The following is a 25,926-nucleotide window of genomic DNA, read 5'->3' on the forward strand; positions in this document are numbered from 1 at the left end:
ATCAGCTGGCCAACCGCCCTGCTCCGGGCATTTCCGCCCTGCCATCAGTGTCACCGGCGGCCGCGCCCGGAGACGCCGCGCGCAACTGCTCCCGCAGCATGAGAGTCTGGACCGAAGACAGCGGCATTGGCCGCCCGAAGAGGAACCCCTGCACGGCGGGGCATCCCGCCTCCCGCAGATAGGCAAACTCCTCCTCGCTCTCCACCCCCTCGGCCAGCACCGGGATATTCATGCTTTCGGCAATCAGCAAGGCGGCACGCACGATGGCGGCAGCCCGGGGCCGGTTGGCCACATCGGTGATGAAGCTGCGGTCGATCTTGATCTTGTCGAAGGGGAAATGCTGCAGCAGCGCCAGCGAGGAATAGCCCGTGCCGAAGTCATCCATGGCGATGGAAACACCCAGCGTCTTGAGCCGGGTGATGGTCGCCAGCGCCCGGGCGTGATCGGCGATCAAGCCGCTCTCGGTCAGCTCGATTTCGAGACGCTCCGGCGCGAGCCCCGTCTCCTTCAGCACTTCATCCACCAAGGCCGGCAGATCGAGACGCGTCAGCTGATAGGCCGCGACATTGACCGCAACCTTGTAGCCCCCCGGCCAGGCGGCCGCATCGGCACAGGCACGGCGCAGGACATAGTCGCCGATTTCCGCAATCAGCCCGGTGCGCTCGGCAACCGGGATGAAATCGCCCGGAGACACCATGCCAAGGGTGGGATGGTGCCAGCGCACCAGCGCCTCGAAGCCGACGAGGGACCGGGTGCTGGTGCAGTTCTGGGGCTGGTAGTAAAGCTCCAGCTGGTTGCCCGAAACGGCGCTCCGCAGATCAATGGCCAGCCGGGCCTGATGGCGCACATCGTCATCAAGACCCGCCTGATAGCGGCGGACCTCTCCGCTGCCGCCACGCCGGGCATCCTGCGCGGCAAGGCTCGCCCTTGTCATCAGCGTCGAGGCATCCAGCCCGTCGTCCGGAAAGACGGCATAGCCGACAGCACTGCGCAGGGTGAGCGTGCCTGCCGGTGTCATGTGTGGTCCGGCCACCAGCTTCTGCAGCCGGGCGGCAGAGGCGCTGGTTTCATGACGGCCAAAGACCCGCGTCTTGATGAACAGAAACTGCGCCCCCGGCAGACGGGCGGTATATTCATCGGCCATCAGGGCATCGTTGAGATGCAAGCCCACTTCCCGCAGCACCGCATCTCCGGTGACCTCACCATGGGCGGCGTTGATCATGGCGAATTCTTCCAGATCAATGGTGTAGACCGCCACCCTGTCGTTGCTCCGGATGGCGCTGTCCAGAAGCTCCGCCAGCTTGCCTTCCGCCCAGGCCTTGTTGGGCAGACCGGTGAGAGCATCGAACAGGGTCAGCTGCTGATAGCGCTCCGTTGCCTCCTGCAAGGAGAAACGGTCGATGGTGTAGGACGACCCGACGGTCACCAGCAGGACAGTGGTGATGCCGGTCACCGCAGCCAGCATATACTCGTCCGGCATCGCCTGAGGCGGAATATCAATGCCTGCCAGCGGCGTGATTGTCATCGCCTCCATACCGGTGAAATGCATGGAGACAATCGCCAGGATCATCGCCACCATCGACCCGAAGCGGCAGAACCGCGTGACCGGCCGGGAGGCTCGGTTGAAGGCAAGCCCTCCGAACAAGGCACCGAGCAGCACGGATGCCAGCACGTAGGACGGCTCCCAGGTGATGATACCCGGCACCAGAAATGCGGCCATGCCGGTGTAATGCATGATCGCGATGCCAAATCCAAAGAGCACTCCGCCCAGTTCGATCGTCAGCCCCGCGTGTGAGCGCAAGGACACGCCGAAGGCAAAGCAGGTGCAGAGGAACAGGATCGCAAAGCTGGCTGCCGTCAATCCGGGTGCAAATGAGCGGTCGAACGGGACGAGATAGCCCAGCATGGCCGCAAAATGAGTGGTCCAGATCGTACAGGTCGCAACGAGCGCACCAAGGAACAGCCAGAGCCACCGGCGCGAGCCGTCACTCCTGCGCATGCGCGTGTAAATGCGCATCGACAGGAAAGACCCGAAAACACAGACGACTGCGGCAAGAGCGACGTAGCGCAGGTCGTGTTCGACCGCGATACAGGACAAGACGTTCAGCATGCATTGCACCCCTTCACAGGGGAAAATACGTAGCAGTGGCGTAAAGTCTCTTAACGCAGCGGGAATTCCGCTTTTAACGTCACCAATTCCTTGATCCGGACAACCGGATATTGAAGCAGATCGCACAGCACACGAGCCGCTCGCCGCCCCGAAAAGGCAAGGCAAGCGGCGCATGGGTGGGGCAAAACATCCAGGACGGAATAAAATTTCAGAAACCCTAAAAATAACACCACCACAAAGAAACAGAAACTTCACAAACAAAACAATTCGACCTTGAATAGTATATATCGAAAGTAAAAAGGCAAAAAATTCCTTTTGTAATCAAAATATAATTTAGAAAAAAATACACAGAATAAAAATCCGGAAACCCCTCTCAGAACAGGCATATTTTAAAATATGTCAGAACCTTGACACAGATATCCAGAAGACTATGTTAAGCGTCATTACCCTGAATGCAGGGTAGATATTTTAGAATGCCGGCGATTTTCGATCGCAGGAGGACTCCCTCCGTCCGGCATTACATTTTGCCACCACGTGATCCTGGATCGTGCTGGCTTTCGCTCCGCAGGCCTCGCCAGCGGATGACGACCAACAGGAGACTGACAATGACAAAGACACTTCTGCTGACGGGCGCCGCCCTGATTGGCCTTGGCATGTCCGGCGCTTCGGCCGCCGACGAATGCGGGCGGGTGACGCTGGCCGAAATGAACTGGCCCTCAGCGGGTGCCATTGCCCATATCGACAAGATCATTCTCGAGGAGGGCTTCGGCTGCGAGGTGGAACTGGTGATTGGCGACACGGTGCCGACCTTCACCTCCATGACCGAGAAGGCTGAACCGGACATGGCTCCCGAGTTGTGGGTGAACACCATCCAGGATCCGCTCGACAAGGCCGTTGCAGAAGACAAGCTGATCATCGGCAGCGAGGTCCTGCCGGAAGGCGGCGTGGAGGGCTTCTGGGTCCCGACCTACCTTGCCGAGGAACATGGCCTGAAGACGCTGGCCGACGCGCTGGCAAAGCCGGAGCTGTTCCCCGGCGCGGAAGACCGCAGCAAGGGCGCTTTCTTCAACTGCCCCTCGGGCTGGGCCTGCCAGACCCTGACCACCAATCTGTTTGCCGCCTTCGATGCGGAAAGCAAAGGCTTCGAACTGGTCGACACCGGCTCGGCGGCCGGGCTCGATGGCTCCATCTCCCGTGCCTTTTCCCGCAACGAAGGCTGGCTCGGCTACTACTGGGCGCCGACGCCTATCCTTGGCAAATACGAGATGACCCGGCTTGAACTGGGCGTCGAGCATGATGCGGCCGAATGGGAGCGCTGCACCGCCGTCTCCGGCTGCCTCGACCCTAAGCCCAACGACTGGGACAAGTCGCCGGTCTACACCGTCGTGACCAAGGAATTTGCGGAGAAAGCGGGCGTTGCCATGGATTACGTCAAGAGCCGCTCCTGGGACAACGCAACCGCTGGCGAAGTGCTGGCCTGGATGACGGACAATCAGGCCTCCAATGAGGATGGCGCCTTCTGGTTCCTCGAGAACAAGCCGGAGGTCTGGGAGGCCTGGGTCTCCCCGGAAGTGGCGGAAAAGGTGAAATCCGCTCTCTGAGCCGGTGATTGACAGGCGGCCGGACGCGCTTGGCAGCACAGCCTGCGGAGCGCGTCCGGCCCGTCCCCTTCCGGCTTGCGCTTTTCATCCTCAGGCGCCCGCCTCCACGCAAAGCAGCGGGCAGGCGCAACAAGGACACTTCAATGGATCTTTTCGACTTTCCCTCGCTCAGCCGCGGCACGTTGCGTGCCATGCGGCAGACGATCGATGCGGGGTTTCTTGAGTTTACCCGCGCCTATGGCGACGCGCTGTCCCGGGCCTTCGAACCGCTGCGCCTGCTGCTGAACGGTATCGAGAACCTGCTGCTCAACTCCCCCTGGCCGCTGGTTCTGGCCGGCATTCTCGCCATTGTCTTCCTCATCAGCCGCAGCGGGCGCATCACGGCAGGCAGCCTCGTGGCACTTGTGCTGATCGGCGTGCTCGGCATGTGGGATGACACCATGCGCACCATTGCGATGGTGGCAGTGTGTACCCTCACAGCGGTCGTGCTCGGCATTCCCATCGGCATCGCCATGGCCCGGTCCGACAGGCTTCAGGGCGCCATCAATCCGGTGCTCGACCTGATGCAGACCATGCCAGTCTTCGTCTATCTGATCCCGGTGGTGATGATCTTCGGCCTCGGCAAGGTGCCGGGCGTCATTGCCGTGGTCATCTATGCCATTCCCCCGATGATCCGCCTCACCAACCTCGGCATCCGCCTGGTCAGCGCCGATGTGCTGGAAGCGGCCGATGCCTTCGGCTCCTCCTCCTGGCAGAAGCTGAAAGACGTGCAGCTGCCGCTGGCGCTGCCCACCATCATGGCCGGCATCAACCAGTGCATCATGATGTCCCTGTCGATGGTTGTCGTCGCCTCCATGATCGGCGTGCGCGGCCTTGGCCAGCCGGTGCTGCAGGCGATCAACAACCAGTTCTTCACAATGGGCATTCTCAACGGCCTCGCCATTGTCGCCATCGCCATCATCTTCGACCGCTCTACCCAGGCCTATGGCAGGCGCATGCAGAAACATTCGGAGGCCGCCCATGGCTGAACATCTGACTACCGCCCCCACTCCCGCAGACGATCCGGACGAAGAGGCAAGCGTTGCCGGCATCGAGCTGCGCGGCCTTTACAAGGTCTTCGGCCCCAATCCGGCCGGCGTCATGGATCTCGTGCGCGAGGGCATCTCCAAGACGGAGCTGAACGACAGGCACAACCACATCCTCGGCCTCAAGGACATCAACCTCACCATGCCTGCCGGGCGCATTCAGGTGGTGATGGGCCTGTCCGGCTCGGGCAAATCCACCCTCATCCGCCACATCAACCGGCTGATCGAGCCGACGGCAGGTGAGGTGCTGTTCGAGGGGCAGGATGTGTGCTCCATGTCTGCCCAGCAGCTGCGCGATTTCCGCCGCCACAAGACGGCGATGGTGTTCCAGAAATTCGCCCTGCTGCCGCACCGGACCGTGCTGCGCAACACCATCTACGGCCTCGAAATTCAAGGCATTCCCGAACACGAGGCCAAGGAACGCGCCGCCCGCTGGCTGACCCGCGTCGGGCTGGAAGGTTATGAGGATTACTACCCCAACCAGCTCTCCGGCGGCATGCAGCAGCGCGTCGGCCTTGCCCGGGCGCTGGCCAATGACGCGGGCATCCTGCTGATGGACGAGGCCTATTCAGCCCTCGACCCGCTGATCCGCATGGACATGCAGAAGGTGCTTCTGGACCTGCAGCAGGAGTTGAACAAGACCATCGTCTTCATCACCCACGACCTGGACGAGGCCCTGCGCCTTGGCGACCGCATCGCCATCCTGCGGGATGGCGAGATCGTGCAGGATGGCACGGGCCAGGAGATCGTGCTGCGCCCGGCGGACAGCTACATCGCCGATTTCGTGCGCGAGGTGAACCGGGGCCGGGTGCTGAAGGTCAACACCATCATGCGCAAGGGCGAACTGGCCGAAACGGATCTGACGATCCCCAGCGGCAGCCTGCTGGAAGATGCCGCAAGACTCTTCTCTGAAACCAGCGAGACTTCAGCAATTGTGGTGCGTCCTGATGGCCGGAGACTCGGCACCATCCAGCTGCATGACATGATCGCAGCCATGGTGTCGCCGGGCTGAGGCACGCATTCACCCCTGCGCAAGCCCCTTGCGGTGGCGGCCCCAAACGGCGGCCACCGCAAGGAAAAGCCCGCTGACCGTGGCGATCATGCCCGCTGCGCTCACCGAGTTATCCGCCCCCAGCCACAGCGGGCCATAGCCAGCCAGCACATAGCCGGAGATAGCCGCCAGCGCCGCGATCACAAGGCTCAGTCCCACCTGGGCTGTGAGCCGGTTCGTCATCAGCCGCGCCGTCGCGGGCGGGCAGATGAACATGGCAATGACGATGATCGAGCCCACCGCATCAAAGGCCGCAACAGCCGCCACGGCCGAAAGCGTGACCAGCCCGAGGCTGAGCAGCGTCACCGGCAGCCCGCGCGCTGCGGCATAGCCTTCGTCGAAGGTCATCAGCACCAGCGGCCGCCAGAACAGCCCCATCAGCAGGAACACAGCAACCGTGACACCCGCCATGCGCGGGAGTTCCGGCGGCAGCCCGGCCAGCGCCTGTGGATCGGCGAGCGAGCCCCAGCCATCCGCATCCAGCCAGATCAGGCTTTCCAGATTGCCATAGAGCGCGTGCTCCACATCCAGATGCACCGTGCTGGTGTTGCTCTGTTCCAGAAGCAGCACACCGGTGGCAAAAAGCGTGGTGAAGACCACTCCCATCGCCGCCCCCGGCTCCATCCGGGCGTAGCGGCGCAGCAGTTCGATCAGCACCACGGCAATAAGCGCCGCCCCACCCGCACCCAGCATCATCGGCCAGGTGGAAATCTGGCCGGTGAACAGAAAGGCAACAACAATGCCCGGCAGCACCACATGCGAAATGGCGTCGCCGATCATCGCTTCGCGCCGCAGGATGAGGAAATTGCCTGGCAGGGCACAGGCCAACGCGGCCAGCGTGCCTATCAGCAGCGGCGTCAGGCTGAATTGCACGAACTCCGCGCCGGACATCTCAGCCCCCATGGCGCAGCTCCCCGGATGAGGCGGCAGCGTGCCTGTCCAGCTGCACGAGTTCGCCTGCGGACAGAAGACTGCTGATCAGACGCACGCCGTCATAGCGCGACATCACATCCTCACTGGCACCACCTGCCTGCAGCGCGGCCCAGCGCGCTTCGTCCTGAGCCAGCATCTGTGCCAGCGCCTGGCCCTCGTCATTGAGGTTGCGGTCAGCCGCCAGAAGACCTGCGCGGGACAGCGCCTGCAGAAGACGCGGATCATGAATGACGCCCTGTTGCGCAAGCGTCAGAACCCCTTGCCGCAGCAGCAGGCGGCGGCGCTGCCGCTCCCGTGCCAGAACGGCCGCCACAAGTCCCCTGCGCGGCGCGGCAAGCAGGGAAACCGTGAAGAGGACCGCAGCCGTCAGCACGATCACCGGCCCGGCAGGCACATTGGGCGCCGCCGCCGACAGCGCCGAGCCAACATATCCGGCCAGCGCGCCGAACAGGGCGGCAAGCGCAAGAATGACGGTGGCACGTTCGCTCCAGAACCGGGCGGTCGCGGCGGGAATGATCAGCAGCGCGACGATGAGCACCAGCCCGACCAGCTTCAGCCCGGTGACGGTGACGGCCAGCATCAGCCCCAGCATCACCCCGTCGGCAAGGCCGGTGCGGATGCCGATGGTTTCCGCATGCCCCGGATCAAAGCAGACATGCAGCATGGGCCTGCGGAAAATCAGCATCACCAGCACGCAGATGGCCCCGCCGCAGGCAATCAGCACCGCATCGCTGAACAGCATGCCCGCCGTGGAGCCGAGCAGAAAGCCTTCCAGCCCCGCCTGCCGCCCGGTGCCCATCACCTGAATGACCGTCAGCAGCACGATGCCGAAGCCGAAGAACACCGACAGCACGGCGCCAATTGCCGTGTCCTCGGCCAGCCGGGTGTAGCGGGTGAGCAAGGTCACCGCCAGCAGCCCCAGCCCGGCAGACAGGGCCGAGCCCAGCAGCAGCCCCGGCAGGGAACGGCCATCGCCGCCCAGCGACACCATCACCATGAAAGCCAGCGCAATGCCCGGCAGCGTCGCATGGGCGCTGGCATCGCTGATCAGCGAGCGCTTGCGCAGGAACAGGAACGTCCCCGTACTCCCCGCTGCCGCCCCCAGCAGGCTCGCCCCAACACCTACCAAAGCGGCGTTATATCCCGCCTGCATCATCAGCGCAGAGAGGAAGCTGGACAGAACCTCAGTCATGAGAGGCCTCCGGCGGGTATGCCGCTGCCCTTTTTGTCCGTCAGGCAAGGCTCATCCGCCCCCCTCCCCCTTGAGGAGGCAGTGTTTGCAACGGACTGCCAGTCAGGCTCCAACTCGTCTCCCCCATTGAGGGGGAGATGCCCCCGGCAGGGGGCAGAAGGGGGGGACGGACTATCCGATTGAGAGAGATCCTGCCGTCTTGAGGCGCGGCTCCCCCCCTCTGTCAGCTTACGCTGACATCTCCCCCTCAAGGGGGGAGAGGGGTGGGGGCCAAAGCCACTGCCTGCAATACCTCTCCACTCCCGAGGCAGGAAGGAGAGCTGAGAGGCTGTGCCATATGCTGAAAGACTGGAGCAGGCGGCCAACTTCACCTCCCCGTTTCCAGCGCAAGGTCCAGCTCCGGCGCAGCGAAGGGACCGGCGGGGGCAAGGGATGCGGTGTCGAGGCGCCCGCCATAGGCGCGCTGGAGGAGGGCGGGGGTGAAGGCTTCGTCCACCGGCCCTTGCGCGATGAGGCGCATGTTGATGACGAGCACGTGGGAGAAATAGGCCGGGACGGTGGAGAGGTCGTGATGCACGCAGACCACCGTCCGGCCCTCGTCCCGGAGCGCCTTCAGCACCCCGATGATCGCCCGCTCCGTCGCTGCATCAACGCCGGCAAAGGGTTCGTCCAGCAGATAGAGATCCGCCTTCTGCGCCAGCGCCCGGGCAAGGAACACGCGCTGCTGCTGGCCGCCGGACAACTGGCCGATCTGCCGGTCCGCAAAGCCAGCCATGCCCACCCGTTCGAGGCAGTGCATGACGAACTCCCGGTGATGCTGGCGGATGCGGCCGAGAAGGCCGAGCTCGCGCGAGAGCCCCATCATCACCACGTCTTCGGCCCGGGCCGGAAAGTCCCAGTCGACGGACGCGCGCTGCGGAACATAGGCAACACGCTGGCGGACCTTCACAAAGGGCTGACCGAACATGTCCACCGTGCCGGACAAGCGTGGCACGATGCCCAGCGCCGCCTTGAGCAAGGTCGACTTGCCCGCCCCGTTCGGGCCGATGATGGCCGTCATGGACGCAGCCCCGACATCCGCCGAGATGCCCAGAAGGGCAGGCTTTCCGCCATAGGAGACGGAAAGGTCCCGGATCGTCACAGCCGGTTGCTCCCGCGGTTGCAGGACGCTGCTTGCCGTCTGTTTGAAATGCACCGGGGTCATCCTGATATTGCCCTTCTACTCAGCCCGCAGCCTGCAATTGCCCAAGACGGCCCCGGTCCGGCACCGTGCCGCCGAGGGCGGCGGCGATGGTGGTCACGTTATGGTCGATCATGCCCAGATACGTGCCTTCGTAGGTGCCGGATTGACCCATGGCGTCGGAGAAGAGTTCACCGCCGATGGCCACCTTGTGCCCCTTCGCCGCAGCCCCCTCGATCAGCGCCTTCATGTTGCGGTCGGGCACGGAGCTTTCCACAAAGACGGCACCGATCTTGCGCTCGACCAGCGTGCCGACCAGTTCGGCAATGCGGGCAAGGCCTGCTTCGCTCTCCGTGGAGATGCCCTGAATGCCCAGCACCTCGAAACCATAAGCGCGGCCGAAATAGCTGAAGGCATCATGCGCCGTCACCAGCACCCGGGCATTTTCCGGCACGCTGCCCAGCACCTGCCTGGAATAGGCATCCAGCGCATCCAGTTCGCCCGTGAAGGCCGCAAGCCGCTCCTCAATGCCCTCCGCCTGATCCGGCTGCGCCGTCTTCAGCGCCGAAGCGATGGTGGTAGACACGGTCTTCCAGAGTTCCGGGTCCATCCAGACATGCGGGTCATAGCGGCCGGGATAGTCTTCATGCGACAGCAGCAGCGACGGGTCGATGGTATCGGCAACCGCCACCACCTTGCCCTTGCGGGAAAGATCCTCGAAGAAAGCCTCCATCTGCGCTTCCAGATAGAGCCCGTGGCGCAGCACCAGATCCGCCCGGGCCATGGCGACAATGTCGCTGCGCGTCTGGCGGTAGCCGTGCGGATCCACCCCTGGCCCCATCAGCGAGGAGACCGAGACAAGATTGCCGCCGATCACGGATGCGGTGTCGGCAATCATGCCGGTCGTCGCGCTCACCGTCAGCTGCGTTGCCGCCCTTGCGGTGCCGGAGAAGCCTGCCACTCCGCCCCCCCCGGCCATCAAGCCACCGGCCGCCATGGCTGCTTGCTGGATAAATCCACGTCTCGTCAGAAACATCGGGGTTCCTTTCTATTCCAGCCTACGCGCTGCACTGCAAAAGGCAAATGCTTTTAAGAACGACTTGCATTTAAGATATGAAATTGCGAATGAGTTGCAAGAGCAAAAATGAAAATGGCTTTTCCGGTTGCCAAAGCGGGCAGCCTGGCGCAGGACTGGTAAAGGACGCGAACCCCCTTGGATGGAGCAGAGAATGCGCCGGGAAACTGACAGCATGGGCGAGATCAGCGTCGAGAGCGACCGCTACTGGGGCGCGCAGACGCAGAGATCGCTGACCTATTTCAACATCAGCTCCGAGCTGATGCCCATCGAGATCATCCACGCCTATGGCATCCTCAAGCAGGCTGCCGCCGAGACAAACCGGGATCTGGGCCACCTCAGCCCGGACCTTGCCGCCCTCATCATTGCCGCAGCGCGGGAGGTGAGCGAAGGCAAGCTGGACGAGCATTTCCCCTTGCATGTCTGGATGACCGGCAGCGGCACCCAGACCAACATGAATGTCAACGAGGTCATCTCCAACCGCGCCATCGAGGTGGCTGGCGGGGCGCTCGGCTCCAAGAAGCCGGTGCACCCCAATGACCACGTCAACATGTCCCAGTCCTCCAACGACACCTTCCCCGCCGCCATGCATATGGCGGCGGCCATCGCGGTGAAGACCCGCGTTCTGCCCGCGGTGAAGGCACTGCGCGATGCGCTGGACAAGAAGGCCAAGGCCTGGGACCACATCATCAAGATCGGCCGCACCCACCTGCAGGATGCGGTGCCGCTGACCCTTGGCCAGGAATTCTCCGGCTATGTGGCGATGCTGGACGAGAACCTTGACCGCATCGCCGGCGCTCTGCCCGATGTCTACAAGCTGGCGCTTGGCGGCACCGCCGTCGGCACCGGCCTCAACGCCCCCAAGGGTTTTGCCGAAGGGGCCGCGGCTCGTATTGCGGCACTGACCGGCCTGCCCTTCATCACCGCGCCCAACAAGTTTGCCGCGCAAGGCGCCCATGACGGGCTGGTGATGCTGCATGGCGCGCTGAAGACCACGGCCGGCTCGCTCTTCAAGATCGCCAACGACATCCGCCTGCTCGCCTGTGGCCCGCGCTGCGGCCTGTTCGAGCTGATCCTGCCGGCCAACGAGCCGGGCTCTTCCATCATGCCAGGCAAGGTCAACCCCACCCAGTGCGAGGCCATGGCCATGCTCTGCATTCAGGTGATGGCCAATGACGTGGCGGTAGGCATGGGCGGGGCCAGCGGCCATCTGGAAATGAATGTCTACAAGCCGCTGATGATCAACGCCGTGCTCCAGTCCACCCGGATGCTGGCCGATGGCTGCACCAGCTTCCGCAAGTTCATGGTGGAGGGCATGGAGGCGAACGAGGCCCGCATCGCCGGCTATGTCGAAAACTCGCTGATGCTGGTGACCGCCCTCAGCCCGCACATCGGCTACGACAAGGCGTCCAAAGCCGCCCATCACGCCTATGAGCACGACATGACCCTGAAAGCCGCCTGCCTCGACCTCGGCTACATTTCCGCCGAAGACTTCGACCGGCTGGTGGACCCCAGGCTGATGCTCAGCGAGGGGTGATGCCGGAAGGTGCCCGTCTGCTGGGCACCTTCCCAACATATCTGTTCACGACCCCGTCAGAATTTCAGGCCCAGCTTCAGGCCAGCCGAATGGCCGAGCGTGTTGCGCCCTGCGGTTGCCTCATAATGCAGCCGGGCTTCCATGTTGTTGCCCCACAGAAGAGAGCCGCCAAGCCCGAGTGTCGCAACGGCCGGATCCCGTTTGAGCTCAAGACGCAGCCGCTCACCCGGCGCAGGAGAGCCCGGTAGCGAGACAGTGTGCTGCAGGCCATTGAGCGCAATCCGAGCTCCCGCTTCCACATAGCCGCGCACAATCCAACCCGCAAAAGGATGGTCGGTGGACAGGCGCAAGACCGGGCGGACATCGGCAAGGAAATGGGTCGCTCGGTGGACCTTCAGATTGAGCGAGCCCGCGCCCGACTCCGTGAAGCCTCCGTCCTGCAGGACTGCCAGATCCAGTTCAACGCTGGGGATCACATCGATCTGCCCGGCCTTGGCCAGCACACCAGCCCGCAACCGCGAGGCAAGCGCCAGCGTGGAAGGACGCGACCTGGCAACATAGGCTGTCCCCGCAGACGAAATGAGCCGTTCCGCCTTGCCGCTGCCATAGCTGCCGTTGAGCGACACAGAGCCATAGACCGGTCCCTGTGACACCTTGGCAATAGCACCAAGATACAGCCGGTAGCCCGAGGCAGATCTGCCGCTGGCGCGGAACCGGGAGCCCTCATATGCAGTGCTGAGGCCAATGACCAGATCATCGCTCACGCGCTGCTGACGGCCGAGGCTGACCATGACCGTGTCAACATCACTTGACCAGTCATAGCGCGTGGTGCTGCCGGTCACCTTGGCCCAGTTGCACGCCTCCTCGGCAATGGCCGCATAGGGCCCCACCGTGCCGCCGCAGCTCTGCATGTTCGACAAGTGTGTCCCGGAAGAGGCAAGCGTTGTCTCGCTGGCTTTGCTGAAGTCAGCCGCGTCAAAAACGGCCAGACTGGACTCCAGAGCCTTCGGATCAACCGCATTGGCTGCAGACAGCAGCAGGGCCTCCAGCTCGGGATAGGCGCCGGGCACATTGCTGCCGAGCGCTGTGACCATGTCATTGGCGAAGGTGGCGGCCTTGCCGGAATTGCCGCTAAGCCCGGCCCGTCCGAAGTCGACGGAGGCCCCGGTGACAAGCGCCCGGTCATGGTAGAAATCATAGACGAAACGGGTTGCCACGGTGCCGGAGGCGAACCCGAACGGCAAAGGCTCCCCCGGACTCTGAACGATGGGCGACGTGTCGGTCGCCCCCGCAAAGCTCAGGACGGTGCTCGGTTGCGCAAATGCAGACGCAAATGTGGTCAGCTGCGGAATGATCTGATCCCGGCCCGTCTCGAGTGACAGCAGGTCGATGCGGTCACTGGCAAGCCCCGCAGGATCAAGTGCCAGGAAATGCTTTCCCCCATCGACAATCGTATAACTGCCGCCATTGAGGATCGAGCCAAAGATCAGTCCAGCATTGCTGATCAGCAGGTCCCGGGTGGCTGGACCTGAGATATCCCCTTCCAGAATACCGCCGCTCCGCACGTTCAGCGCACCGCCGGCTTCGGACCAAAGGGCAGTTCCGCCGGGCGCCCGCAGAGCGCCTTCCACATCAAGCATCAGGTTGCTCACCTGCGCGCCCACCCGGATACCGCCCGCACTGCCCTTTGCAGCACTTACGGTACCGGTCCGGCCGATCTCAAGCTGCGCAATCTGCCCAAGAGCCGTGCTACCGCTGGTCAAGCCGTCGGAAATGTTCACCGCCCAGGCATCGGGACCTTGCACGGCAAGCATGCCGTCGAGGCGGGCGGTAAGCGCAGTGCTGCCATTATAGTCCGCATTGCTCACCACGTAGATGCCATGCGCCCCGCGTCCCCAGGTGCTGACGGTGCTGGTGCGGTGAAGCCAGATATTGATCCCGGTCCCAGAACCGGAGCTGGTGGCCGATTGCGGTATCCGAAGGCCATCCGTGCCCAGCAGCGCGACGGTTTGCGGAAGGTCCATCGCCAGAATGCCATAAGCGGAGGCACCCACAGTGTAGATGCCGCCACGCAGATTCACGTCGATGCCGCCGAACTCCAAAGGCAGCGAGGATGGCAGAGTGGGATCTGCCGTAATATCGAGAGGCAGAACAGCGGTGTCCATCAGCACCAGGCCGCCTCCACCGCTTGCCACGTGGGCAATGATGCCCGCCGAGCCGTGGCCCCGGGTTTCAACAAGAAGCGGAGCGGGTGCCTGGGTGTCGTCAATAGCAACCTGCCCTGCGAACCCGAACGCCCCTCTGGAGGTCACCGTGATCGGAAAGGCGCCACCGGCAATTGTGCCTCGAACAACGCCCAAGGCACCGCCGCTGCCGCCGATCGACTGGGCCAGGATGGCAGGGGCGACGGCACCATAGGTACCGATGCCGCCGCCGAAGTTCACCGACACATCGCCGCCCCAACCCCCGTTGCCGCCACCGCCGCCAATGGTGAGCGCAAGCCCGTAGTTGGTGTCCGGCAGAAACGGAAGGGAGCCTTCATGCGCCAGAGAACCTGCCCCGCCGCCGCCGCCGACCGACTGGGCAAAGATGCCGGCAGCGCCAGCCCCCAGCGTGACAATGGCGCCCTGCCCTTCAACGGCCACGCCGCCGCCGCTGCCGCCGCCTGACCCCGCACGCCCGATGGCCAGCTTCATAAGGCCTCCGGCAGTGGTATCGCCCCCGTAGCCGCCACCGCCACCCACGGACTGGGCAAAGATGCCATGAGCGCCCGCTCCAGCGGTTTGCACACGCCCGGGATTGCTCACCAGAACGCTGCCACCCGCGCCGGAGCTGCCGCTCGCGCCGCCGATCGCCATCTCAAAACCCTGACCACTCAGAACAGGGATGCTCTTGATGGCGGAAGCAGCCGCTCCGCCATCACCGCCGCCGCCGCCAATGGACTGGGCGAAAATGCCATGTGCGTTGGCACCCTGCGTCGAAATGAGGCTCCAGCTGGTTTCAGGACCTGCTGCGCTGCCGGCCAGACTGACGGATCCGCCGTCCCCGGCAGAAGAACCGGAGCCACCGACAGACACCCCAAGGGCGTAGGTATCAAAGCCGATGAAACCGTTGGAAATGGCGTGACCGCCGGAGCCGCCGCCACCGCCAACCGACTGGCCATGGACACCATAGGCCATGACACCGGATGTCGCGACGGTTGCGCCCGGCCCCGCAGTGAAGGTGACGCTGCCACCATTACCGCCTGCACCGCCCCAGCCACCGACGGAAACGGCAATGTCGGCACCGTTCTTCTTGTCTGTCTCGCGCGAGGGCAGCCCCCTCACCTTGTTGACCAGTCTGAGCAGAAGCGGCTGCGGTGGATAGAAGCGGTTCCAGCTTGGCACCGATGTCGACACGGCAAAGCTGTGCGCCACGCCGCCCGTGCCGCCGCCGCCGCCAACCGACTGGAGTTTGACACCCGTCGCCATGACACCCGAGGTGGCAATGGAGCTGCCCGCCGCCGCATTGACCACAACGCTGCCGCCATGGTTCCCAACGCCGCCATGCCCGCCAACGGTCACCGCCGTACTGACAGCCCTGCCGCCCTTGTCCTTGTTTTCTCCGCTCTGGCTGTCCAGCGTTGCGGCAATCGACAAGGCCAGCACGGAGCCGCCATCCCCGCCGCCGCCGCCGACAGACTGGCCAAACAGGCCATGGGCCTGATCGCCAAATGTCAGGATGCTGCCGGCATGGCTGACCGTCACACTGCCCCCGGTACCGCCGCTGCCCCCGTGACCGCCAACGGCGATGGGCACTGCCACAGCATGACCGTTTCCGTAAATGGCAGAGATCGCATAGGTGTGAACGTCGCCGCCATGCCCGCCGCCGCCGCCCACTGATTGTGCGAGAAGTCCGTGCGACTGATGCCCCAGTGTCTGAATGGTGCTGGAGATGGAGGTTGTCGCATTGGCCGCACCGCCCTGCCCGCCGCTGCCGCCGGTCATGCCGAGGGCAACATTCAAACTGAGCGCGTTCTTGCCAATGTCCGTATCAACCGCGACAACGCTGCCTCCACTGCCGCCGCCGCCGCCCACGGACTGGGCGAACACTGCGGGCGACCTGGAAGATGCTGTGGCGGCAGATCCTTCATTGTAGACCGAAGCCGTTCCGCCATTGCCGCCACTGCCGCCCGTGCCACCCACCACGGCCGAAAGGCTGACGGCTGCTTCTCCCACCGCAGCGCCGACGCCGATCGCATGGCCGCCGGTGCCGCCGCCACCGCCGACAGACTGAGCATAGACTGCAGGAGCCAGCCGTCCATAAGTGACGACGGAGCCACCGCTCAGGACAAATACGGCGGCATCCGAACCGTCGCCGCCCGAGCCGCCACTACCGCCCAGCGCGACCGAAACATCAACGGCGCCACTGCCGCTGGCAGCTGCCGTGACCGAGATCACCGCCCCGCCGTTACCTCCACCGCCACCAACGGATTGTGCCAGCATGCCTGCTGCATGATCGCCCGGCAATTGCACATTGCGCGGCTCAACCGCGTCCAGGGGATCGATATATCCGGTGGCAACCCGTCCGGAGCTGGTGAGCGTTACCATGCCGCCATCGCCGCCCGAACCGCCCAGACCGCCCATCGTCAGCGACACCGCAGCCTGATATCCCAGAACCACGCTTTGAGCAGAGCCGCCCTCACCGCCACCGCCGCCAATCGACCGCCCAACCATGCCAGTTGCGTAGCGCCCAGCTGTGAGAATGGTTCCGGAATTGTCGATCGTCACCATGCCGGCGTCGCCGCCGCCGCCGGCATTTCCACCGATTGCAACTCCGTAAAAGGAGCTGTAGTCGAAGGCCTGCCCGCCATCGCCGCCACCGCCGCCAATGCTCAGGCCCGACAGGCCACGCGCATGATCCCCGGCCGTTGTAATACGGCCCAGGTTCATCATCGCGACACGCTCTCCGTTGCCGCCTGCACCGCCATTGCCGCCCAGAACGAGGATTGTGCCGGTGGTGACCCCGCCTTCTCCGCCATTGCCGCCGACACTGCGGGCGAGAGCGCCATGCGACATGACGCCAAGCGTTGAAAGCGTGCCGGAATTGCCAACACTGACCGATGACCCGGAGTTTCCGGCCTGTCCGCCCGAGCCGCCACGGCCGAAGAAGAAGCCGCCGCTCCCACCCGCTCCGCCATAGCCCCCTTCACTGAGAGCAGATACCGCAGCTGCATAGTTGCCGGCGGTTGAGATGCTCGAGCCGGCACTGGTGATGACAGAGACAGAACCGCCATTGCCGCCGAGGCCACCGGTGCCGCCATCTGACGCGCCATGGCCCTCGCCACCGTCACCGCCCTGGCCACCCTTGCCGACCGCAAGGATGCCGATGGTTCCCATGGTCCCGGTTTCGATGCTGCCGGAGGGCTCCAGCATGAAGATCACCGATCCGCCATCACCTCCTTGGCCGCCGGACGCCCCGTCATGAATGATGTTGCCATCGCCGCCATGACCGCCCCTGCCGCCCATGCTCAGAAGCGAGAAGGCTGCTGGCCCGCCATTGTACTGGACATAGTCGAAAGCATTGGAGATCCGCAGCGAAAGCCCGCCGCCGCCAGCCCCGCCACCTGAAGCTTCGCCCCAGCCGGCACCGCCCCCGTGCTGTCCGTCAAAGCCGGTTGAAGTGACGCCAAGCCCGGGGTTGCCCGATGTGTCTCCATAACAATCAGCAACCGTGGCAAAGACACCGAGGGCCGCCATGGACGGCGCATCACATCCGGCAACCGTAACCACCGGGAAAAAGGCCCCCTGCGCACTTGCGGATGTAGCAGCCAGAGGCAACAGCAACACGGGAAGAGCCGCGGCGGGAATGGCAAGATCCAGTCTCAGGGGCTTCCGCCATTTGCAGGAACCGGCCTCAATGCGCCCCGCTGGATGGATTTTGGAACAGGCAGCACCGCGCAACGCGCTCCCTTGCCGGGAAACAGTGCCTTCCGGCGCCAGAATTTCATCCATAGCAGCCCCCTCTGATCCCCTTACGTCATTTGGCAATGGTTAATGAGTTCTTACCGGCCATGCATTTAAAAAAAATTCCGCGGGGGGCAGGCTGAGATTCAGGTCCAAAAAGGCTTGCCAGACAGGCGTGGCCTAGCTTAAGTAGCAATGTTATAAGATAACATTACAGGAGTTTGAGATGCTCAGGCAGACGACGGCCCTTGCGCTGGCGATGATGGCGCTGGCCGCTGGCGGGACGATGGTTCGGGCGGAGGAAAAAGCCCAGAGCCATTGGCGCGTTTTCGTTGGCGATCATTCCACAGGCAAGATCACGGCTCTGGATCTGGACAAGCCGGACCAGCGCTGGACCTTCGAAGTCAAAAGCCATGCCCGGCTTTATCCCTTCGGTGATGGGGCAGGCATTGCCGTGGTGCAGGCTGAAGCGGACCGTGCCGATTTCCTGAAGAGCGGCATCACCCTGGAAAGCCACGGCGACCATGCCGACCTTGAGGTCAGCGACCCGGCCCTGCTCAGCACCTCCATGGAGGGCGGCAATCCGGTGCATGTGGTGGAGCACTCCGGCGTGCTGGCCATCAATTTCGACAAGGACGCCAAGGCCACGCTTGCCGATGTGAAGGGCCTGCTTGGCGGCGATCCGCAGATGCGTGACTTCCCGCAGGAGATTGCGCACCATGGCTTTGTGGCCGTGTTCGGCGATTATGTGCTCTCGACCGTTTCGGCCAAGGAAAAGCCGGAAGGCGCGTCAAGCCTGCCACGCCTCGGGCTGCAGGCCTTCTCGGCCGATGGCAAGCCGGTGTCGGATCTGGCCTCCTGCCCCGGCATTCATGGCGAGGCCTTCTCCGGCGCCTATCTGGCGGCGGGCTGCGAAGACGGCATCCTGACGGTGAAGACGGATGGCGCAAAGCCCGAATTCTCGCTTCTGCCCTATCCTGCCGATTTCCCGAAGGGCAAGACCGGCACACTGCTGGGTGTGAAGGGCATGCAGGCCTTCCTTGGCAACTATGGCGCTGACGGTCTTGTCGTGGTGGACCCTTCGGATGCGCCCCACTTCACCCGCGTCACCCTGCCCTTCCGGCGGGTGGACTTCGTGCTTGATCCGGCCAAGCCCCAGAATGCCTATGTGCTGACCGAAGACGGCACCCTGCACCGTTTCAACATCCTGTCCGGTGACTTTGAGGTGTCCAGCAAAGTGACTGAGCCCTACAGCATGGACGGCCACTGGCGCGACCCGCGCCCGCGCCTTGCTGTGGCCGGTGATACCGTGGTGATGACCGATCCGAACAAGGGCCTGCTGCGCCTCATCAGCACATCAGACCTGAAGCAGACCGGCGAAATCCCGGTGGAAGGCATGCCCTACACCATCGCCATCACCGGCGGCAGCGGCATCAGCCACTGACAAGGCAGACAATCTCTCCGCCCCGTTCAGCGTGAGAGCCGGGGCGGAGGGCACTCTCCTTTTGCCGCAGTATCCCTCTCCCTCCTTGAGGGGGAGATGTCAGCGCAAGCTGACAGAGGTGGGTATCAGCGCCTCAACACGGCAGAACGTCTCTCACAAGCGGACAGTCCGTTACCCCCCCTCTGCCCCTGCCGGGGGGCATCTCCCCCTCAAGGGGCGGGAGAGGAGTTGCTACCTGACCCAAAGCCCTGAAGCCTCCTCAAGCTGGCCCCTCCGGAAGCAGCCCCCGCTCACTTACCCTTTCGGTTCATCGCGGCGGCAAGGGCTGCGGCCATGGCGCTGTTGCCGCCGATGGCCGGGGCCGGAGCGCCGCCGCCACGGGGGGCACCGCCACCACGCGGGGCGCCACCGCCGGGACGGGGACCACGCGGATCACGAGGGCCATCCTGGCTGGTCCGCTCGCGCGCGGCCTGATAGTCGGCGGCCTTCTTCATGGTCAGGGAGATGCGCTTGCGCTTGGCATCCACCTCCAGCACCGTCACCGGCACGATATCGCCCGCCTTGACCACCTTGTGCGGATCATCGACGAACTTGTCGGCCAGCTGCGACACGTGGACAAGGCCGTCCTGATGCACCCCGATATCGACGAAGGCGCCGAAATTGGTGACGTTGGTGACTGTGCCTTCCAGCTTCATGCCGACGCGCAGGTCTGAAATCTCTTCCACGCCATCAAGCAGCGTTGCGGTCTTGAATTCGGGGCGCGGGTCGCGGCCCGGCTTTTCCAGCTCGGCGATGATGTCGCGCACGGTCGGCAGGCCGAACCGCTCATCGGTGAACTGGGCCGCATTCAGCGTCTTCAGGAAGGCGCTGTCGCCCATGATCTGTCGCACGTCCCGGCCACAGGCCTTCACGATGCGCTCGGCCAGCGGATAGGCTTCCGGGTGCACGGAGGACGAATCCAGCGGATTGTCACCGTCGCGGATGCGCAGGAAGCCGGCGCAAAGCTCGAAGGCCTTGGCGCCAAGGCGCGGCACATCCATCAGCTGCTTGCGGCTGGTGAAGCGGCCGATACTGTCGCGGTGTTCCACCACGGCCTTGGCAAGACTTTCGCCAAGGCCTGAAATGCGGGCGAGCAGCGCAGGCGAGGCGGTGTTGAGATCGACGCCCACCGCGTTCACCGCATCTTCCACAACGGCATCGAGCGCACGGGCCAGACGGGTCTGGTTCACGTCATGCTGATACTGGCCGACGCCGATGGACCTGGGCTCGATCTTGACGAGCTCGGCCAGCGGGTCCTGCAGGCGGCGGGCGATGGATGCCGCCCCGCGCAGGGATACGTCCACATCCGGCATTTCCTTGGCTGCGAGTTCCGAGGCAGAATAGACCGAAGCCCCCGCCTCGTTGACCATGACCTTGATGGGCCGCGCGGCCACGGGAATTTCTGCCAGAACCTCTGCGGCCAGACGGTCGGTCTCGCGGCTTGCCGTGCCGTTGCCGATGGCGATCAGCTCCACCTTGTGGCGGGCGATCAGCGCCAGCAGCGTGTTGCGGGCACCGGCCATGTCGTTCTTTGGCTGGAAGGGATAGATGGTGGCCGTCTCCACCAGCTTGCCGGTGGCATCCACCACCGCCACCTTCACGCCCGTGCGGATGCCCGGATCCAGCCCCAGCGTGGCGCGGGCACCGGCGGGAGCGGCGAGCAGCAGGTCCTTGAGGTTGCGGGCAAACACCTGAATGGCCTCTTCCTCGGCCCGGTCGCGCAGGTCGCCCATCAGGTCAAGCTCAAGGTGCAGCGCCAGCTTTACCTTCCAGGCCCAGCGGGCCACATCCATCAGCCACTTGTCCGCCGGGCGGCCCTGCTCGGAGATACCGGCGGCATGAGCCACCATGCGCTCGACAGGCTTCAGGCCCTCGGTCACATCGGTGTCCACCGTCAGCTCGACGGAAAGCACACCCTCGTTGCGGCCCCGGAACAGCGCCAGCGCCCGGTGGCTGGGGATCTTCGCCCAGCTCTCGGAATAATCGAAATAGTCGGCGAACTTGGCGCCCGGCTCCTGCTGGCCGTCGATGACCTTGGAGACGACAACACCCTTGGCGGTCAGATACTCGCGCAGGCGGCCGACCAGTTCGGCGTTTTCGGAGAAGCGCTCCATCAGGATCTGGCGTGCGCCATCCAGCGCGTCCTTCACCGTGGCCACGCCCTTTTCCTCGCTGACAAAGGCAGCAGCTTCCGTCTCCGGCACCTTGCGCGGATCGGTGAGCAGCGCATCGGCCAGCGGCTCCAGCCCCGCCTCGCGGGCGATCTGCGCCTTGGTGCGGCGCTTCTTCTTGAAGGGTAGATACAGATCTTCCAGCACCGCCTTGGTGCCGGCCTGCGCGATCTTCAGCGCCAGCTCGTCCGTCAGCTTGCCCTGCTCATCAATCGACTTCACGATGGCGGCGCGCCGGTCTTCCATCTCGCGCAGATAGATCAGCCGCTCTTCCAGCTTGCGCAGCTGGGTGTCATCCAGCCCGCCGGTCGCTTCCTTGCGGTAGCGGGCAATGAAGGGCACCGTCGAGCCCTCATCCAGCATCTGCACCGTGGCATTGACCTGGTTCGGCTGACAGCCGATCTCCTCCGCAATCCGCCGCGCAATCCTGAGCGCCACTTCGGGGGAGACCTGCACCTTCTTGCCGGTGGCGGGCGTCGCGGCAAAGCCGGGGGTCTCGGGGCTCAGGTCGGAAAGATCGGACATGGGGTCGTTCCATCGCAAATTGATCGGATAGGCCCCTGCCTTCCGCAGGCCGGCAAGGGAGCGCGGACGATAGAGCCCGCAAAGGCGGCGATAAAGAGACACCCCGCCACAGTCCACGGAAATGCAGGGTTTCACACAGGGAGTGGCACTTACGGATTGCCGCCCCTTCACCGCACTACGGTAATGCTCTCCGCCGCACGGGTGACGGCGGTGTAGAGCCAGCGGTCGCGGTGTTCGCGGAAGGCGAAGCTTTCATCGAAGAGGACGACGCGGTCCCATTGCGAGCCCTGGGCCTTGTGCACGGTGAGGGCATAGCCGAAATCGAATTCGTCGGACTTGCGCCGCAGGGCGTAGGGGATCTGCTCTGCGCCGTCCTCGAACAGCGCCGGCATGACCTTGATTTCCACCGACTGCTTGCCCGGCTCGTCCTCGGGCATGATGTCATAGCGCAGGGTGTTGCCCTTGGACTGTTTCTGCCGCTTCACGTGCCACAACCCGCCATTGAGCAAACCTCGGGCCTTGTCATTTCTGAGGCACACCAGCTTGTCGCCAACGGCGGGCATGGGCGACAGGAAGCCCTTCAGCTCGCGGATGCGGTTATTGTAGAGGCGGCGGGTGCGGTTGGTGCCGACCAGCACCTGATCGGCGGCCAGGATCTGCTCCTTGTCGATCTCCCGGCGGGAGATGATGCGGCTGGCGCCGAAGGTGCCGTAATCAAGGCTGCCCCCCTCGCGGATGGTCATGGACATGCGCACGATCGGATTGTCCTGCGCCTGCCTGTGCACCTCGGTCAGCATCACGTCCGGCTCGGCCTCGGTGAAATAGCCACCACCCTTCACCGGCGGCAGCTGCGCCGGATCGCCCAGCACCAGCACCGGCGTGCCGAAGGAGAGAAGATCGCGGCCAAGATCCTCATCCACCATGGAACATTCGTCGATGACGATGAGGGATGCACGCGCTGCCTCGCTGTCGCGCTTCAGGGCAAACTGCGGTCCGGCGTCCTCGCCCTCCTCGACGATCTCCTCTTCCTTGGCTGCACGGGGCCGGTAGATCAGCGAGTGGATGGTGCCCGCATCCGTGCAGCCCTTCTGGCGCAGCACATGCGCTGCCTTGCCGGTGAATGCGCCGAAACACACGTCGCCATCAATCCCTTCCGCCAGATGGCGGGCCAGCGTCGTCTTGCCCGTTCCGGCAAAGCCGAAAAGGCGGAACACCTGCTTGTCGCCGCGCTTCAGCCAGCGCGCGGCATCCGACAAGGCCTTTTCCTGCTGGGGCGACCAGAGCATCCGTGCGATTCCCGTTTCGTTCGCTCAAGGCAATAGCGGGTTTTTACCCCACGACCAAGGCTCGAAAACAAAATACCCCGCGAGACCGGCTGGCGGCCTCGCAGGGCATATCCTGAATGAGTTCGGCTTCAGGCCGCCGCAGCCTTGGCCGCGAGGCGGGCACGGATGCTGTCCACATCGGCCTTCGGCGTCGCCCCGAAGAGGGTGCGGGTATATTCGTGCTGCGGGTTGTCGAACACCTCGTCGCGGGTGCCGTATTCCACCACCTCGCCGTAATACATCACCATCACCTTGTCGGCGAGATAACGCACCACCGACAGATCGTGGCTGATGAACACGTATGTGAGGCCCATCTCGTCCTGCAGATCCTTCAGCAGGTTGAGGATCTGCGCCTGAACGGAGAGGTCGAGCGCGGAGACCGGCTCGTCCAGCACCAGGAGCTTCGGCTTCAGCATGATCGCCCGGGCAATGGCCACGCGCTGGCGCTGGCCGCCGGAGAACATGTGCGGATAACGGCCGTAATGCTCCGGCTTCAGCCCCACCTTTTCCAGCATGGACAGCGCCGCATCGCGCCGCTCGGCAGCGGACATATCCGTGTTGAGCAGCAGCGGCTCTTCCAGAACGTGCCCGATCTTCTGGCGCGGGTTCAGCGAGCCATAGGGGTTCTGGAACACGATCTGCACCTTACGGCGCATTTCGCGGGAGATGCCGGTCCTGGCGATGTCGATGGGCAGTCCGTCGATCTCGATGGAGCCGGAGGTCTGAGGGTCGATCATGGTGAGGATGCGGGCAAGGGTGGACTTGCCGCAGCCGCTCTCGCCGACGATGGCAAGCGTAGTGCCGCGCTCCACATCGAAGCTGACGCCCTTCACCGCCTTCAGCACACGGGGCCTGGCAAACAGGCCGCCGCCGATGACATATTCGCGCGTGACATCGCGCACCTTGAGGATTGCGTCACTCATGCGCCGGCCTCCTGCGCTGCAAAGGTCTTGGCAAAGTCGCTCACGGTCGGCAGCCGGTCGCCGGTGGCGTTTTCCGGCAGCGCCGACAGCAGCGCACGGGTGTAGGGGTGCTTGGGCGTCTCGAAGAGGGAGAGCACATCGGACTCCTCCATCTTCCGGCCCTGATACTGCACAATCACCCGGTCGGCGGTTTCGGCCACGACCCCCATGTCATGGGTGATCATGATCAGCGCCATGCCGCTGTCCTTCTGCAGCTTCATGAGCAGATCAAGGATCTGCTTCTGGATCGTCACGTCGAGCGCTGTCGTCGGCTCGTCGGCGATCAGCAGCTTCGGGGCGCAGGCGATGGCCATGGCGATCATCACGCGCTGGCACTGGCCGCCCGACATCTGGTGCGGGAAGGAATTGACCCGGCGCTCCGGCTCGGGAATGCCCACCGCCTTCATCAGTTCCAGCACGCGGGCCTTGCGGGCGCTGCCGGACAGACCGGTATGCACCTTCAGCGCTTCATTGAGCTGGAAGCCGACAGTGAAACACGGGTTGAGGCTCGCAATCGGCTCCTGGAAGATCATGGAGATGTCCTTGCCGATGACCTTGCGCCGCTCTGCTGCCGAGAGCTTGCGCATATCACGGCCTTCAAACTCCATCTTGTCCGCCGTGATGGTGGCCGTATCGGGCAGGAGGCCCATGGTGGCCAGCATGGCAACCGACTTGCCCGAACCGGACTCACCGACGATGGCCAGCACTTCACCGGCCTCGACCGTATAGTCCACGCCGTCCAGCGCACGGAACGGGCCCTTGGCGGTGTCGAACTCGACCCGGAGGTTGCGGATTTCAAGTAGCGGCATGGGCTTAGCTCCGCTTCAGCTTGGGATCGAGCGCATCACGCAGGCCGTCGCCGACCAGGTTGATGGCCAGAACCGTGATGAGGATGGCAAGCCCCGGGAAGGTGACGACCCACCAGGCGCGCGTGACGAATTCCCGCGCTTCCGCCAGCATCGTGCCCCATTCCGGGGTGGGAGCCTGAGCGCCCATGCCGAGGAAGCCGAGAGCGGCTGCATCGAGAATGGCGTTGGAGAAGGAGAGCGTCGCCTGCACGATCAGCGGCGCAACGCAATTCGGCAGGATGGTCTTGAACATCAGCCGCAAGTGCCCAGCACCGGCCACACGCGCCGCCACCACATAATCGCGGTTGCGCTCGGCCATGACCGCCGCACGGGTGAGGCGGACGAAATGCGGCTGCAGCACCAGTGCAATGGCGATCATCGCATTGGTCAAGCTGGGACCAAGGATCGCGACCAGAACCAGCGCCAGCAGCAGGGACGGAAACGCCAGAATGATATCCATCACGCGCATGATGAACGTATCGACGGCACCACGGGCATAGCCAGCGACAAGGCCAAGCACGATCCCGCCCAGGGACGCGATGGTTACAACCAGCGCGCCAATAAACAGAGAATACCGCGCGCCAAAGATGAGCCTCGAAAGGATGTCGCGGCCCACAGCATCGGTGCCGAGCAGAAAGCGCCAATCGCCGCCTTCAACCCAGGCCGGCGGGACGAGGAAGCTGTCACGGTACTGCACCTGCGGCGCATGCGGGGCGATGAGCGGCGCGAAAATGGCCATCAGCACCACGAGTGCGAACACAGCCAGACCGATAACGGCACCGCGGCTCTGGGAGAAATAGTACCAGAATTCGGCCAGCATGGCGCGGGTGGCGTTGCGGCTTTCCTGGGCGAGCTTTTCGGCCGAAACGGGTGCGGCCTCTGAGGTTTTTGTCATGGTTTTTC

The 25,926-nt window shown here is 64.0% G+C and carries 16 protein-coding genes; 5 read left to right on the forward strand and 11 right to left on the reverse strand.

What is annotated here, in order from left to right; all coding sequences use genetic code 11:
• Position 1: 1 nt before the first annotated feature.
• A complete protein-coding gene (locus ASC48_RS13990) occupies positions 2-2,110 on the reverse strand; it encodes a putative bifunctional diguanylate cyclase/phosphodiesterase (RefSeq protein ID WP_072242622.1) in 2,109 nt (702 codons plus the stop codon).
• 605 nt (positions 2,111-2,715) lie between these two features.
• Here ASC48_RS13990 and ASC48_RS13995 point away from each other — a divergent pair.
• The 3 genes from ASC48_RS13995 to ASC48_RS14005 all read left to right on the forward strand — a co-directional run bounded on the left by ASC48_RS13995 (position 2,716) and on the right by ASC48_RS14005 (position 5,808).
• The gene (locus tag ASC48_RS13995; protein ID WP_055456363.1) at positions 2,716-3,711 is read left to right on the forward strand and encodes an ABC transporter substrate-binding protein; all 996 of its coding nucleotides are present in this window, start codon (positions 2,716-2,718) and stop codon (positions 3,709-3,711) included.
• Positions 3,712-3,854: 143 nt separating this feature from the next.
• Positions 3,855-4,739, forward strand: a complete 885-nt coding sequence (locus ASC48_RS14000; RefSeq protein WP_055456364.1) for an ABC transporter permease — start codon at positions 3,855-3,857, stop codon at positions 4,737-4,739.
• Positions 4,732-5,808, forward strand: a complete 1,077-nt coding sequence (locus tag ASC48_RS14005; RefSeq protein ID WP_082440138.1) for a quaternary amine ABC transporter ATP-binding protein — start codon at positions 4,732-4,734, stop codon at positions 5,806-5,808. Before ASC48_RS14000 ends, ASC48_RS14005 begins: the two co-directional genes overlap by 8 nt.
• 9 nt (positions 5,809-5,817) lie before the next feature.
• On the opposite strand, the gene ASC48_RS14010 is transcribed toward ASC48_RS14005, so the two are convergent.
• The 4 genes from ASC48_RS14010 to ASC48_RS14025 all read right to left on the reverse strand — a co-directional run bounded on the left by ASC48_RS14010 (position 5,818) and on the right by ASC48_RS14025 (position 10,113).
• A complete protein-coding gene (locus tag ASC48_RS14010; RefSeq protein ID WP_244270062.1) occupies positions 5,818-6,750 on the reverse strand; it encodes a metal ABC transporter permease in 933 nt (310 codons plus the stop codon).
• On the reverse strand, positions 6,740-7,972 hold the full coding sequence (locus ASC48_RS14015) for a metal ABC transporter permease (protein ID WP_055456365.1): 1,233 nt from the start codon (positions 7,970-7,972) through the stop codon (positions 6,740-6,742). The genes ASC48_RS14010 and ASC48_RS14015 overlap by 11 nt, the downstream gene beginning before the upstream one ends.
• A 367-nt stretch (positions 7,973-8,339) precedes the next feature.
• Positions 8,340-9,113 (reverse strand): metal ABC transporter ATP-binding protein, encoded by a 774-nt coding sequence (locus tag ASC48_RS14020; protein ID WP_279626051.1) that lies wholly within the window; start codon positions 9,111-9,113, stop codon positions 8,340-8,342.
• Positions 9,114-9,195: 82 nt separating this feature from the next.
• Entirely contained in the window at positions 9,196-10,113 is a 918-nt protein-coding gene (locus ASC48_RS14025) for a metal ABC transporter solute-binding protein, Zn/Mn family (RefSeq protein WP_244270063.1), read from the reverse strand.
• Between the two features lie 268 nt (positions 10,114-10,381).
• Between ASC48_RS14025 and fumC the strand changes: the two genes are divergently transcribed.
• On the forward strand, positions 10,382-11,764 hold the full coding sequence (gene fumC, locus ASC48_RS14030; RefSeq protein ID WP_055456436.1) for a class II fumarate hydratase: 1,383 nt from the start codon (positions 10,382-10,384) through the stop codon (positions 11,762-11,764).
• 56 nt (positions 11,765-11,820) lie between these two features.
• On the opposite strand, the gene ASC48_RS14035 is transcribed toward fumC, so the two are convergent.
• Complete coding sequence (locus ASC48_RS14035) at positions 11,821-17,502, reverse strand: autotransporter outer membrane beta-barrel domain-containing protein (protein ID WP_055456368.1); 5,682 nt, start codon at positions 17,500-17,502, stop codon at positions 11,821-11,823.
• A 433-nt stretch (positions 17,503-17,935) separates the two neighbouring features.
• Here ASC48_RS14035 and ASC48_RS14040 point away from each other — a divergent pair, with 433 nt between their 5' ends.
• Positions 17,936-19,153 carry a metallochaperone AztD gene (locus ASC48_RS14040; protein WP_072242623.1) on the forward strand — a complete coding sequence of 406 codons (1,218 nt, stop codon included), beginning with the start codon at positions 17,936-17,938 and terminating at the stop codon, positions 19,151-19,153.
• Positions 19,154-19,443: 290 nt separating this feature from the next.
• Here the strand turns inward: ASC48_RS14040 and ASC48_RS14045 are convergent, their stop codons facing one another.
• From ASC48_RS14045 to ASC48_RS14065, 5 genes are all read right to left on the reverse strand, one after another.
• Complete coding sequence (locus ASC48_RS14045) at positions 19,444-21,888, reverse strand: Tex family protein (protein ID WP_055456369.1); 2,445 nt, start codon at positions 21,886-21,888, stop codon at positions 19,444-19,446.
• 167 nt (positions 21,889-22,055) lie between these two features.
• A complete protein-coding gene (locus ASC48_RS14050; RefSeq protein ID WP_055456370.1) occupies positions 22,056-23,174 on the reverse strand; it encodes an ATP-dependent DNA helicase in 1,119 nt (372 codons plus the stop codon).
• Positions 23,175-23,302: 128 nt separating this feature from the next.
• On the reverse strand, positions 23,303-24,136 hold the full coding sequence (locus ASC48_RS14055) for an ABC transporter ATP-binding protein (RefSeq protein WP_055456371.1): 834 nt from the start codon (positions 24,134-24,136) through the stop codon (positions 23,303-23,305).
• Entirely contained in the window at positions 24,133-24,984 is an 852-nt protein-coding gene (locus tag ASC48_RS14060; RefSeq protein WP_072242624.1) for an ABC transporter ATP-binding protein, read from the reverse strand. Before ASC48_RS14060 ends, ASC48_RS14055 begins: the two co-directional genes overlap by 4 nt.
• A gap of 4 nt (positions 24,985-24,988) precedes the next feature.
• Positions 24,989-25,843 (reverse strand): ABC transporter permease subunit, encoded by an 855-nt coding sequence (locus ASC48_RS14065; RefSeq protein WP_055456438.1) that lies wholly within the window; start codon positions 25,841-25,843, stop codon positions 24,989-24,991.
• Positions 25,844-25,926 lie beyond the last annotated feature (83 nt).

Source organism: Pannonibacter indicus, assembly GCF_001418225.1.
GTDB classification, from domain to species: Bacteria; Pseudomonadota; Alphaproteobacteria; order Rhizobiales; family Stappiaceae; genus Pannonibacter; species Pannonibacter indicus.